The following is an 11,951-nucleotide window of genomic DNA, read 5'->3' as shown; positions in this document are numbered from 1 at the left end:
TCCCATCCTACCATCGCAGATCATCCCCCGCGACGTCGAATGCATTCGCAATATGCTGCACGGGTTCAGCCGTCCCGGAATCATCCTGTATCAAGACGACATCAAATCGGCACGCACGATCATGAATGCGGTGTTGCGCCAGGTACTGCGCCGCGAGCTGAATCAATTTGGCACGTTTGCGGGCATCCACCGCTTCAATCGCACCGCCGTAGGTCCCGGTCCGCCGCCGTTTGACCTCGACAAACACCAGCACCCCCTGGTCATCGGCAACCAGGTCAAGTTCACCCAATGGGGAGCGCACATTCCGTCCAAGAATTCGAAACCCCTGGCGTCGCAGATAGGCCTCCGCTCGCCCCTCTCCCTCATCCCCTAGCAATCGGCGTCGGTCGCGCATCGGTCCAGCGGGCCCTCAGACCTGGTCGACAGCGGAACACAGTTTTCGAGCATCGCCGACAAAGAGATGCTGCACAGGAGCAAAACTCCGGCGATGAATCGCACAGGGCCCGTGCTCCCGGAGCAGACGGAGATGCTCCGGAGTCCCGTACCCTTTATGCTCGGCGAAATTATATTGGGGATACCAACGGTGGTACTCAACCATCAACCGGTCGCGCGTCACCTTGGCGATAATCGAGGCGGCCGCAATGGAGCAGGAGAGGCCATCACCCTTGATGATCGAACGTTGTGGAATTGAGAGCCCGGAAAGAGTGACGGCATCCAACAGCAAAAAGTCCGGTTGGAGCGGCAATGCCTCCAGAGCACGCCGCATCGCCAACCGGGTTGCGTGAAGGATATTCAACTGATCGATCTCCGCCTCCGTCGCAGCGCCAATGCCGACGCCGGTTGCCCGGCGAACGATTTCGGCAAACAGCCGAACTCGGTCTGACTCGCCGACCTGCTTGGAATCATTGAGTCCGGGTAGGCTGCATCGGCGCGGCAACACCACAGCAGCCGCGACGACAGGACCGGCAAGAGGTCCACGCCCGGCCTCATCCAGCCCGGCTATATGCCGGTACCCGCGACACCGAGCCTCCACCTCAAACTCTTCGGTGGGGCCCCCTGTCGTCGGGTTCGGAGTACCAGCCAAACGTGCGCCTCTGTCCTGGTCTCAAGCGGAACACAGCACAAACGATCAACCAGCAGGATGCTGAAAAAGTCCGCCAGCAGCGTTCTCGCATCGTTCAGACCCTCAACGTACCCAGAGGGTACGCGTCGGCCCTTCACTCGCTGCGGCCTTGCTGGACGGCCTTTTTGAGCATTCTGTGTGACCGTTCATTTTCGCCTGACATCTCGAAGCATCTGACGACTACAGGGGCGAAAAAAGCTTTTCTGCAACCTGCTAAGCCTTTGCGGCTGCTGCTGCCGCCTCAAGCTTGGCCGCCGACTGTGCCTTGCTCTCGACCTTAAATTCGCGATCTTCCACCTTGGCGAACTTACCCTTCTTAGTGCGCAGATAGTAGAGCTTGGCTCGACGAACGCGACCTTGACGGACGACATCAACCTTGGCCACATTGGGCGAGTGGATGGGGAAGGTCCGCTCAACGCCGACGTTGTAGGACAGCTTGCGCACAGTGAAGGTTTCGCTATTGAGCGTGCCTTTCCTGGCGATGACCGTCCCCTCATACACCTGGATACGCTCTTTTTCACCCTCGACCACCTTCACGTGGACACGAACAGTATCCCCGATCTCGAACTTGGGCGTCGTCTTCTTGGTTAAGGATCGTTGGATCCGTTCTAGCCGATTCATAGTCCTTCTCCTCCTCTCAACGAACAGGTACCTGTACAAGACTCTCTTGCATCACTTCGCTTAACAACCGTCGATCTTCCGATCCAAGCTCGCGATCCCGCAGGAGATCCGGCCGCTTCAGATAGGTGTTCCGCAACGCTTCCTTCCGGCGCCACAACCGGATCGCCTCATGGTGACCCGATACCAGTACCTCCGGAACCGCCATCCCGCGCACCTCCGCCGGTCTGGTGTAGTGCGGATACTCCAACAATCCCTCGGTAAACGATTCCTCGGCCGCCGACGCCGCATCGCCCAACACGCCAGGGACCAGGCGCGCCGCCGCATCGATCATCACCAACGCCGGCAGCTCCCCTCCGGTCAACACATAATCGCCCACGGAGATTTCTTCGGGTTGCAGCGCCAACCTGACGCGCTCATCCATCCCCTCATAATGCCCGCACACAAACACCACCACCCGATCATCCTGCGCTAGTGACTGTGCGAGTTCCTGCGTAAAGGGCCGCCCTTGCGGAGACGGAATAATCACCCGCAACGTCGTCTCCGGATGAGAAGCCTGATAATGGGCCCGCAGCGCATCGACGGCCTGGAGCACCGGTTCGGCCTTCATGACCATCCCGGCCCCCCCGCCATACGGCACATCATCCGCGGTCTTATGCCGGTCGAAGGTATGGTCGCGCAGGTTCTGCACAGACACCTCCAGCAACCCCTTTTCCTGGGCGCGCTTGAGGATACTCTGACCAAGCACCGGAGCCACCATATCCGGGAACAATGTCAAAACGGCACACCGCATCTTATAGATCTCCGAACCCTTCCGGTAGCCGCACCGTCATGACCCGCCCCGCTACGTCGACCGCAACCACGACTTGCTTCGCGGCGGGAATCAATATTTCCTTCCCATCCTGCCGTACCAGAAAGTTCTGGTTGCCGGACATCGCCACGACCTCCTCCAAGGAGCCCAGTACGGTTCCGGCTTCATCCTGCACGACCATCCCGATCAAATCACATTGATAGTATTGATCGGCCGGCAGCGCCGGCGAGTCTCCGCGGGGAACTTGAATGAAGGCTCCACGAAACTCGGCGACCTGCTCAGGGGTCGTAAACGCTTCGAACCCCATGATCCATGTCGGCCCGCCGGGCCGCGCGTGGGTCACACGGGTATCGAGCGTCTTCCCGGCAGGCCCGAGAATCGTTACCTGCCCGAGGGACTCGAACCGTCCAGGCACATCCGTGAGGGAACGCACGCGCGCCTCACCTCGAACCCCGAACGATCGCTCGATCCTTCCAACAGTCACCAGCTCTTCTTGATCGAGCGTCGCCATGTGATGCCGGCTACTTCTTGCTCTTCGCGCTCTTCTCGGTCTTCTCCGCCTTTGCGGACTTTTCGGTCTCGAACTCTTTCCAGACCCCATGCCGCTTCAACAGCGTCCGAACGGTCACCGTGGGCTGGGCGCCATGCCGCAACCATGACAGCACCCGTTCCGACTTCAACACCGGCACCGCCGGGTTCTTGAGCGGATCGAAAATACCGAGAATCTCCAAAAAGCGCCCATCACGCGGTTTCCGCGAATCGGCCGCAATCACCCGATACATCGGCCGCTTATGTCGCCCTGTCCGTGCCAATCGTAAATGAACCGCCACTAGAACCTCCTCAGAGTAATGAGCGTTCAGCCCTAGACTGTGTCCGCTCGGTTAGGACTCTCTTCTTCACCTCGAATCGATACACACTCGAAACACTCGTGGCCTACTACATGCCTCGAAGCATTTGAGCCAACTGACGCCGGCCTCCCGCGCCACCCGACATGACCTTGGCAATTTTCCTGGCCTGCAAAAATTGCTTGATCAGGCGGTTGACCTCCTGCACACTTGTTCCGCTGCCGCGCGCAATCCGTTTCTTCCGGCTCCCGTTGATCAGCGTATGGTCGCGCCGCTCACGCGTGGTCATGGAGTCGATCATGGCCGCAACCCGCTTCATCTCTTTTTCGGGCAGTCCGCTGTTCGCGAGATCTTTCAACTTTTGGCCGCCGGGCAGCATTCCCAGAATCTGCTCGAACGAGCCCAGCCGATTCATCTGCCCGAGTTGTGACCGGAAATCCTCCAGCGTAAAAGTGCTGCTGGTCAGTTTCTTTTGTGCCGCTTCGGCTTCTTCCCGTGAAAACGTCTCCTGCGCCTTCTCGATCAACGAAAGCACATCGCCCATCCCGAGAATCCGTGATGCCATCCGGTCCGGATGGAACGGCTCCAGGGCGTCGAGCTTTTCACCCATGCCGAGAAACTTAATCGGCTTGCCGGTCACAGCCCGGATTGACAGCACGGCGCCACCACGCGCGTCGCCCTCGACTTTCGTCAGGATGACCCCGGTGAGGCCGACCTGCTGATCGAACTGCCCGGCCATATTGACCGCATCCTGGCCGGTCATGGCATCGGCAACCAGAAGCACCTCGTGGGGGTTCACCGCCTGCTTGACTGCCACGAGTTCGGCCATCAATTCATCATCGACATGCAACCGACCGCCGGTATCGAGCACAATCAGATCGTAGCCCTGCTCTTGGCCGCGCTCTACCCCGCGCTGGCAGATCCGCACCACATCGGCGTGTGAGGCATCGATCTGATCGAATCGATGTACATCGATTCCAAGATCACGCCCGAGGCTGGCCAACTGATCACCTGCGGCAGGACGACGCGGGTCGGCCGCCACGAGTAACACGCGCTTCCCCTGGCTCTTAAACAAGCGGGCGAGTTTGCCGGAGGTGGTCGTTTTCCCGGCTCCCTGCAACCCAACCATCATAATAATGGTCGGGGGCCTTGAGGCGAGACTGATACCGGACCGCTCACCACCCATCATGCCGCGGAGCTCGTCCCAGACAACTTTGACGACCTGGTGCCCGGGGGTCAGGCTTTTCAGGACTTCCTGCCCGACCGCCTTCTCGCGAACGCGGTCTAGGAAATCCTTGACGACCTTAAAGTTGACGTCCGCCTCAAGCAACGCGAGGCGGACTTCCTTCAACGCCTCAGCAATATTGTCTTCGGTGAGCACACCCTGCCCACGAAGCTTCTTGAGGATTCGTTCGAACTTTTCGCTCAACGCATCAAGCACGAGTCACCAAACAAAAAGGCCATCGAAGCCGGGGTCGAGCCAGAGCTCCGATCGCCTCGAAAAACATCACAAAAAATAGCATCGGGCAGTCTATAGAAGGGGTGTGCGTGAAGTCAAGATATTCGGCAGGGATTCCACGCGATGCCCTCCGACCGTTTCATCGCACCACTGTTGAGACACGTGACACAGGGCGCCAGACTCAGTTGCATCAGAACTATGATCGGACGTTCTCCCTGAGTCACGCCCAAGCGCCGAAGGTGCCCGCTATGCGCCCACCCATCTCTAGAAGAGGAGCTTTGCAATCAGCCACATGCATCTACAGCGGCCTCTGGCATGCATTTTGTTGACATCATTTTCCGCTTCCGATATGGTGCCTCAAGTCGACACATGCACCCCGACCAGCGGGAACTAGGAGAGATATCGGATGAGAAAATCGATCGGCGTGCTGCTGATCTTTATCCTGATCGGCGGAATGCTGGGCGGGATTTTCGGGGAAATACTTCGTGTGATGGCCCCGAATGGCGCCATTCAAAACATCTTTGCCAGCAATTTCTCTCCCGGAATCAACCCGCCACTCACCGTCGATCTGGTCCTCCTCAAACTGACGTTCGGCTTCAGCATCAAGGTGAGCCTGCTCAGCGTGTTGGGGATGTTTCTCGGGGCCTATCTCTACAAACAGATGTAGCAGAATTTTTGGAGTAGGCGGAACCGCTAGCCGCCGCTATTGCGCTAACTCCAATGCCTTCAACCTCAACGTTCGAATCCGATTCCGTAACTCCGCCGCCCGCTCAAACTCCAATTTCTTGGCTGCCGCCTTCATCTCAACCTCAAGCCGGCGAACCAACTGCTCCGTGTCGCCCGTCGTTGTATACTCGCCCACTGACTCCGCCGCCAGTTCGAGTTGCCCCTCATTCCCGCCACCCGTTGCATAGTCCAGCAGGGGAATCTGCTTCTTGATGCTCTCGGGTGTAATGCCGTGGGCCGCATTATAGGCTTCCTGGATGTGACGCCGGCGCGCCGTCTCGTCCATGGCGCGCCGCATGGAATCGGTGATCGTATCACCGTAGAAAATCACGCGCCCCTCCAGATTTCTGGCGGCGCGGCCCGCCGTCTGAATCAGCGACCGATGCGACCGGAGATAGCCTTCCTTGTCCGCATCCAGGATCGCAACCAAACTGACCTCAGGAAGATCGAGCCCCTCCCGTAACAGGTTGATCCCGACCAGCACATCAAACACCCCCCGCCGGAGATCGCGGATGATTTCCGCTCGCTCCAGCGTCTTGATGTCCGAATGGAGATAGCGCACCTTCACGCCGAGGTCGTGATAATACTCCGTGAGGTCTTCGGCCATTCGCTTGGTGAGGGTCGTCACCAGCACCCGATTTCCCTTCGCCGCCTCCGCCCGCACTTCGGCGAGCAGATTGTCGACCTGCCCCTTCGCCGATCGCACATCGATCAGGGGGTCCATCAGTCCCGTCGGACGAATAATCTGCTCGATGACCTCGCCCTTGGCATGCTCCAGCTCATAGGGGCCGGGCGTCGCCGACACATAGATCACTTGCTTCAGCATCCGCTCGAACTCGGCAAACTTCAGGGGGCGATTGTCGACGGCGGACGGCAGCCGGAACCCGTAATCCACCAACGTCCGTTTGCGTGAAAAGTCGCCCTCGAACATGCCGCCGACCTGTGGCACCGTTGCGTGCGACTCGTCGATGATCAACAGGAAGTCCTTGGGGAAATAATCCAACAGGGTCGGGGGCGGATCGCCCGGCGCGCGCCCGCTTAAGTGGCGCGAATAGTTCTCGATCCCGTGGCAATACCCCATGGCGCGAATCATTTCGAGATCGAACTTGGTGCGCTGCTCGATCCGTTGCGCTTCCAACAACTGACCGTTCTTCTTGAATGCCGCCACGCGGGCGTCCAATTCTTCTTCGATGCCCGTGATCGCCCGTTCATACCGGTCCGGCGCAATGAGATAGTGGGTATTCGGGTAAATGGCAATCTTCGGTAATTTGCCCAGCGACTTACCGGTCAACGGATCGATCTCATGAATGGCGTCCACCACATCGCCGAACAATTCGATACGCACCGATTTCGCTTCCGACGAGGCTGGAAAAATCTCGATGACATCGCCGCGCGCGCGAAAGGTGCCGCGATGAAAATCTACGTCGTTGCGGGCATACTGAATGTCGACCAGCTTCGCCAGAATTTTCTCCCGCCGCGTCTCCATCCCCTCTTCCAGATAGACCAACATGTCGTGGTACACCTCCGGCGATCCGAGGCCGTAGATGCAGGAGACCGAGGACACGATCAGCACATCGTTGCGCTGCAGCAAGGATGTCGTCGCCGCATGGCGCATCTGATCGATCGCATCGTTGATCGAGGCATCCTTGGCAATGTAGGTGTCGCTCTGCGGGATGTAAGCTTCGGGTTGGTAATAATCGTAATAACTGATGAAGTACTCGACGGCATTGTGGGGGAAGAACTGCTTGAACTCCTGATACAGCTGGCCGGCCAGAGTCTTGTTATGCACGAGGACGAGCGTCGGCTTCTGGACGCGTTCGACGACATTGGCCATCGTGAAGGTCTTGCCGGAGCCGGTGACCCCGAGCAACGCCTGATGCTGTTTCCCGGCCAGGATTCCGGATGTCAGCTTCTCAATCGCCTGCCCCTGATCCCCGCAGGGTTTGAACGGAGCTTCGAGCTTGAACGGAGGCATATGGACTAGATCAACTTTCTAAATCTGCATTCTGTACGTGGTGGATGCGGCGTAGCTATCGATCATCATACCATTCCAGACCTTGATTGGAGGACGACTTCCATGTGAGGGCCGGGTAATAGTGGCGGGCAATCCAATCATGGAGCGCGTTCCGGCAGAGTGGAAGGCGATAGGTGTTTCTATGTCCCGGAAGGGGCCAGCGGACATTCCTAAAGTTTCGTATAGACTGAGCCGGTGGGACGCAGGTCGCTCTTCATGAGGACAATTGCTCCGAGCAGCAACGTACCGATCGTCACCGGCCGCTCCAACAACCCGTTCTGAGCCAGCACCTGCCCGACCTGCCGCTCCCCTTCCTTGATCCGCGCGAGGGTCAAATGCGGACTGAACGGCCGCTCATCCGGCGCGAAGTTCGCAGCCCGGCAACAGGTTTCCACCTCACGATGGATGGCGGCGAGCCGCTGCGCATCACGGCCCTGCTCCCAACTCGCTGATGGCCCCACCCACAGCACCCGCGGGGCCTGCGGGCGCGGGAAAGTGCCCAGTCGTTCGAGAGGAATGGGAATCGCCTGATGCGCTGACATGGACGCTTCGATAGCTACCCGGAGCGGTTCGATCGATTCGTCGGCGGTGTCGCCGAGAAATCTGAGGGTAAGGTGCATCGAATCCGGCCGCACCCAGCTGATCCTCACATGGCGATCAACCGTTCGTTCGAGTTGTCGCTTCATGTCCTGCTCAATGGCGGCGAGCGTCGTGCGCAATTCCCATGGCAACTCAATGGCCAGGAATGCCCGGACCATTAGCATCCTTTCCGGATCAACCAGCGACGGAGCAGATCGAGCGCCGCCTGCGAGGACCGTTGCTTGATCACGGCACGGTCACCGCCGTGAAACCGAAACTCTTTCGTCATCGCCTCGCCCGGCCCGCCGTCGAGCCCCACATAGACCAGCCCCACCGGCTTGCTCTCGGTCGCGCCACCGGGCCCGGCGATGCCGGTCACGCTCACGCCGACGGAAGCGCCACTCCGCTCACGAATGCCCCGAGCCATCGCTGCGGCGACGTCCGCGCTGACTGCCCCATGGCGTTCGATGACTCCTGACGGCACACCCACCATCTCAACCTTGGCACGATTGCTATAGGTGACCGCCACCCGGTCAACGTATGCCGATGAGCCCGGCACCTGCGTCAACCGATGGCCGATCAATCCACCGGTACAGGATTCGGCAACGGCGAGCGTCAGCTTCTGCTCGTTGAGCAACCGGCCGACCACCGATTCCATCGTCTCATCTTCTTCTCCATAGACAATGTCGCCAAGCCGTGTCCTGGCTTCCTTCAACAACTGCTCGATGGTACCAACCCCCTCTGCTCCAGCCGGTCCCGTCAATGACACCATGACTTCCATTGGGGAGGCATAGATGCCGAGTTGAATCGTGCAACCTTTGGGAACAAGCCCGACCAGGGCCTGGTCTACGACCGATTCCGGCACACCGGACGTGTGGAGCACCCGACGAATCATGGGAGTCGCGCTGATCCTTTTCTGTGTGCGCATCCAGGCCTGCAACTGCGGCAACACGCCATCACGCACCATCGGTTCCATCTCACGCGGCACCCCGGGCAAGGCGGCGAGAAACGTGCCCTTCCAGACAAGCGAAAACCCCGGCGCCGTTCCGACCGGATTGGAGAGAATCTCCGCAGCGGCGGGAATCATGGCCTGTCGAAACTGCGACGTGCTCGGGGTTCGACCCCATTCAGCCAACCGTGCGGTCATGGCATCCAACGCGGCCTTTCGTCGGCGCAATCGATGCCCCGTTGCCTGCGCGACTGCCTCACGGGTGAGGTCGTCGATCGTCGGGCCCAACCCACCGGTGAGAATCACCACGCGGACGCGTCGTAACGCGGTCTTCAATACAGACACCATGTCGGAAAGATCGTCACCGACCGTTGTCTTGTAGCGAAGCTCAACTCCGCAGGCGGCGAGGCGCTCGGCAATAAAGAGCGAATTCGTATCGAGACGGCCGCCGAGCAGCAACTCCGATCCGACGGCAATGGTTTCAGCCGTCCAGGTTTTGGTCTGACTCATTCGGGATATACCTTTGCGATAAGCAGAGCGATGAAGAGGGACCGATACTATTCGATCCGCGAGAAGTCCAGTTCGAAGCCGACCTGGCCGCCGCTTGAAGGAAATACCGTGAGCATCGTCTTCGCCCGAGGGTCGAGTTCCGCATAGGGGAATTGTGCGATCACCTTCGCACGATAGGCAGGCTGCTGCGGCCACACCGTCGTACGATCGCCTCTGGCGTCAAATCGAACGGTTGAGGGCTTCACCGTCCTGCCGGCCTGCTCCAGCACAATGTAACTGTCGGCGGCAAAATTGACACGGTCTCCATACAACATCACATTGACCAACACATGCTCGTTTGCCAGGACCTGGGCAATATCCTGTTCGGTCGGCGATAACGCGCGCAGGGCCAGGTGATTGGCCATCACCAGCAGGCTCCCCAGCTTCGTCATGATGAACCCGCGCGGGGCAAGGTCTTCAGTCGCACCGAACCAGGTGTGCAGCTGATCCGGAGAGACACCTTGGCCGGCGGCCAGTTTTCCACGCTCCAGCGTCGCCTGAATCTGTTCGGCCGTCGGCTGGACTTCGATGGCATGGGATGATCCGGCGATCCCCCAGAGGACCATGAAGACGCTTCCTACGAGCCAGATTCCAACCGGCAATCTTCGAACAGCACGCATCGTATGCAGGCAGTATCAGATCGATTTAGGCCTGTCAATTCGAGCCCCGGGCATCCCGCACTCTGTTGACAGCCCCAGAGACGAAATGCTAAAGAGCTAACTCTTATTCTTTTACATTATCAAGAAGTTGCCTGGAGGGTTCGTCATGTCCAGCCCCGAACAAGCACCCCGCCGTCAATACGTCAATTTTACCTTCTATAAGATCGATCCCGCTTGGCGTCGGCTTCCGGAAGACGAACGCACACGCGGAAAGCAGGAGTTTCTCCGTGCCGTCGAAGAGTATCAGGGAAAGGTGCTCGTCATCGCGTACACCACGGTGGGTATTCGAGGTGACTGTGATCTGATGCTCTGGCGCATCAGCTACGAGCTTGAACTGTTCCAGGAAATGAGCACGAAGATCATGGCATCCGGATTGGGCAAGTATCTGTACAATCCCTATTCGTATCTCGCGATCACCAAACGGTCTATTTATGTCGATCACCACACGCATGAGAACCAGGAAAGCAAGCGGCTCACGGTGGTTCCCGGTAAGGCCAAGTACATCTTCGTCTATCCGTTCGTGAAAACCCGCGAATGGTTCCTCCTGACCAAGGCGGCCCGGCAGGGCATGATGGACGAGCACATTGAAGTCGGCCATCGCTTCCCCTCGGTGAAGCTCAACACCACCTATTCCTTCGGTCTCGACGATCAGGAATGGGTTGTGGCCTTCGAGAGCGACAAGCCGGAAGACTTCCTGGACCTCGTCATGGCGCTCCGGGAAACCGAAGGCAGCCGATACACCCTGCGCGACACCCCGATTTTCACCTGCATCCGCAAGAGCCTGAAGGAAGCCTTGGACACCCTAGGCGGCTAACAACGGTTGAGCAGCAGTCTGTGGGCACGGCCTTCGGTCCCTTGATCGAAGGCCGTGCCGTTTCTACCACATGCGCAGGTAGCCCCCACGTTCCTCACTCATGTCCACTCAGGCCCCTTCTTCCGCAATCCCGGATCGCATCGCAGCTGCCTACTCAGCCCTACTTCCCGGACTTGGACAACTCATTCGCGGACGATATGCGGCAGGACTCTTCTACGGCCTGGGTACCGTTCTCCTGATCCTTCTGAGCCTGGCGCTCGGGAGAGTCTCCGGTCGAGCCGCCGAAGTTTTTTTCTTTATGTTGTTGGCCCTTCCCTGGTGGGCCCTTCAGAGCTACGACGCCGCTCTCGGGCCGTCCGAGAGCGGTTCGGACCTTGCCCGCAGCACCCGCACCGCCTGGGTACAGGGACACGATATCCGGTTTCTCGGACTTCTCTTCCTGATCAGTGCTGGGAACGATGCCCTCTTGATCGCAAGAAATCCCGATTACCTGCTGCCGTTTTTTTGTACCAAGTTAGACGGCTCGGCCGGGTTCATCACCAAAGCGCTGTCACCGTTTCTCCATACCCTGGTCGGGTATGGCTTCTTGCAGATCAAGAAATGGTCCCTCCTGATCTATCTGGTCTATGCCGCCTACGGCACCATCAATGCCCTCGTCAATCTGGCCTGTTTTGGCCCCGGCCGGATCCGGAACACCCTCCTCATCGCCCTCATCGTCTTTACGAGTTACGTGATCGCGCGGAGACGGGTCTTCCGACTTTGAGCGCCCCCATTTCAAGCCTCCGACGCGTTTTGACACTCAGGC

14 protein-coding genes are annotated in these 11,951 nt (G+C 58.9%); 3 read left to right on the top strand and 11 right to left on the bottom strand.

Annotation, left to right across the window (positions count from 1 at the left end; translation table 11 throughout):
- Positions 1-7: 7 nt before the first annotated feature.
- From H8K11_04535 to ffh, 7 genes are all read right to left on the bottom strand, one after another.
- Positions 8-394: a YraN family protein gene (locus H8K11_04535; protein MCS6263002.1), complete on the bottom strand. Its 387-nt coding sequence runs from the start codon at positions 392-394 to the stop codon at positions 8-10.
- A 15-nt stretch (positions 395-409) separates the two neighbouring features.
- Positions 410-1,084 (bottom strand): ribonuclease HII, encoded by a 675-nt coding sequence (locus H8K11_04530; protein MCS6263001.1) that lies wholly within the window; start codon positions 1,082-1,084, stop codon positions 410-412.
- A gap of 252 nt (positions 1,085-1,336) precedes the next feature.
- Positions 1,337-1,744: a 50S ribosomal protein L19 gene (gene rplS, locus H8K11_04525; protein ID MCS6263000.1), complete on the bottom strand. Its 408-nt coding sequence runs from the start codon at positions 1,742-1,744 to the stop codon at positions 1,337-1,339.
- Between the two features lie 16 nt (positions 1,745-1,760).
- Complete coding sequence (gene trmD / locus H8K11_04520) at positions 1,761-2,534, bottom strand: tRNA (guanosine(37)-N1)-methyltransferase TrmD (GenBank protein ID MCS6262999.1); 774 nt, start codon at positions 2,532-2,534, stop codon at positions 1,761-1,763.
- Between the two features lies 1 nt (position 2,535).
- Positions 2,536-3,063: a 16S rRNA processing protein RimM gene (gene rimM / locus H8K11_04515; GenBank protein ID MCS6262998.1), complete on the bottom strand. Its 528-nt coding sequence runs from the start codon at positions 3,061-3,063 to the stop codon at positions 2,536-2,538.
- Positions 3,064-3,073: 10 nt separating this feature from the next.
- Entirely contained in the window at positions 3,074-3,382 is a 309-nt protein-coding gene (rpsP, locus tag H8K11_04510; GenBank protein MCS6262997.1) for a 30S ribosomal protein S16, read from the bottom strand.
- Positions 3,383-3,488: 106 nt separating this feature from the next.
- Complete coding sequence (ffh, locus tag H8K11_04505) at positions 3,489-4,838, bottom strand: signal recognition particle protein (protein ID MCS6262996.1); 1,350 nt, start codon at positions 4,836-4,838, stop codon at positions 3,489-3,491.
- A 424-nt stretch (positions 4,839-5,262) separates the two neighbouring features.
- Between ffh and H8K11_04500 the strand changes: the two genes are divergently transcribed.
- Positions 5,263-5,523 (top strand): DUF4321 domain-containing protein, encoded by a 261-nt coding sequence (locus H8K11_04500; protein ID MCS6262995.1) that lies wholly within the window; start codon positions 5,263-5,265, stop codon positions 5,521-5,523.
- Between the two features lie 36 nt (positions 5,524-5,559).
- On the opposite strand, the gene uvrB is transcribed toward H8K11_04500, so the two are convergent.
- The 4 genes from uvrB to H8K11_04480 form a co-directional block, all read right to left on the bottom strand.
- Positions 5,560-7,557: an excinuclease ABC subunit UvrB gene (gene uvrB, locus H8K11_04495; protein MCS6262994.1), complete on the bottom strand. Its 1,998-nt coding sequence runs from the start codon at positions 7,555-7,557 to the stop codon at positions 5,560-5,562.
- Positions 7,558-7,766: 209 nt separating this feature from the next.
- Positions 7,767-8,354: an RNA 2',3'-cyclic phosphodiesterase gene (gene thpR, locus H8K11_04490; protein MCS6262993.1), complete on the bottom strand. Its 588-nt coding sequence runs from the start codon at positions 8,352-8,354 to the stop codon at positions 7,767-7,769.
- Entirely contained in the window at positions 8,354-9,634 is a 1,281-nt protein-coding gene (locus tag H8K11_04485; protein ID MCS6262992.1) for a competence/damage-inducible protein A, read from the bottom strand. The genes thpR and H8K11_04485 overlap by 1 nt, the downstream gene beginning before the upstream one ends.
- Positions 9,635-9,681: 47 nt before the next feature.
- Entirely contained in the window at positions 9,682-10,239 is a 558-nt protein-coding gene (locus tag H8K11_04480) for a hypothetical protein (GenBank protein ID MCS6262991.1), read from the bottom strand.
- Positions 10,240-10,438: 199 nt separating this feature from the next.
- On the opposite strand from H8K11_04480, the gene H8K11_04475 reads away from it, so the two are divergent.
- Positions 10,439-11,146, top strand: a complete 708-nt coding sequence (locus H8K11_04475; protein ID MCS6262990.1) for a chlorite dismutase family protein — start codon at positions 10,439-10,441, stop codon at positions 11,144-11,146.
- Between the two features lie 100 nt (positions 11,147-11,246).
- Positions 11,247-11,909 carry a hypothetical protein gene (locus H8K11_04470; GenBank protein MCS6262989.1) on the top strand — a complete coding sequence of 221 codons (663 nt, stop codon included), beginning with the start codon at positions 11,247-11,249 and terminating at the stop codon, positions 11,907-11,909.
- Positions 11,910-11,951 lie beyond the last annotated feature (42 nt).

Origin of the sequence: Nitrospira sp. (assembly GCA_024998565.1) — a bacterium.
Lineage (GTDB): Bacteria > Nitrospirota > Nitrospiria > Nitrospirales > Nitrospiraceae > Nitrospira_A.
Note: the sequence above shows the minus strand (reverse complement) of the source record. Positions and strands in the feature narration are given on the sequence as shown.

What these genes read in the sequence shown, in the direction of transcription:
- H8K11_04535 (MCS6263002.1), bottom strand. Translation starts at nt 394, where the DNA reads ATGCGCGACCGACGCCGATTGCTAGGGGATGAGGGAGAGGGGCGAGCG.
- rplS (MCS6263000.1), bottom strand. Translation starts at nt 1,744, where the DNA reads ATGAATCGGCTAGAACGGATCCAACGATCCTTAACCAAGAAGACGACG.
- trmD (MCS6262999.1), bottom strand. Translation starts at nt 2,534, where the DNA reads ATGCGGTGTGCCGTTTTGACATTGTTCCCGGATATGGTGGCTCCGGTG.
- rimM (MCS6262998.1), bottom strand. Translation starts at nt 3,063, where the DNA reads ATGGCGACGCTCGATCAAGAAGAGCTGGTGACTGTTGGAAGGATCGAG.
- H8K11_04500 (MCS6262995.1), top strand. Translation starts at nt 5,263, where the DNA reads ATGAGAAAATCGATCGGCGTGCTGCTGATCTTTATCCTGATCGGCGGA.
- uvrB (MCS6262994.1), bottom strand. Translation starts at nt 7,557, where the DNA reads ATGCCTCCGTTCAAGCTCGAAGCTCCGTTCAAACCCTGCGGGGATCAG.
- thpR (MCS6262993.1), bottom strand. Translation starts at nt 8,354, where the DNA reads ATGGTCCGGGCATTCCTGGCCATTGAGTTGCCATGGGAATTGCGCACG.
- H8K11_04485 (MCS6262992.1), bottom strand. Translation starts at nt 9,634, where the DNA reads ATGAGTCAGACCAAAACCTGGACGGCTGAAACCATTGCCGTCGGATCG.
- H8K11_04480 (MCS6262991.1), bottom strand. Translation starts at nt 10,239, where the DNA reads ATGGTCCTCTGGGGGATCGCCGGATCATCCCATGCCATCGAAGTCCAG.
- H8K11_04475 (MCS6262990.1), top strand. Translation starts at nt 10,439, where the DNA reads ATGTCCAGCCCCGAACAAGCACCCCGCCGTCAATACGTCAATTTTACC.
- H8K11_04470 (MCS6262989.1), top strand. Translation starts at nt 11,247, where the DNA reads ATGTCCACTCAGGCCCCTTCTTCCGCAATCCCGGATCGCATCGCAGCT.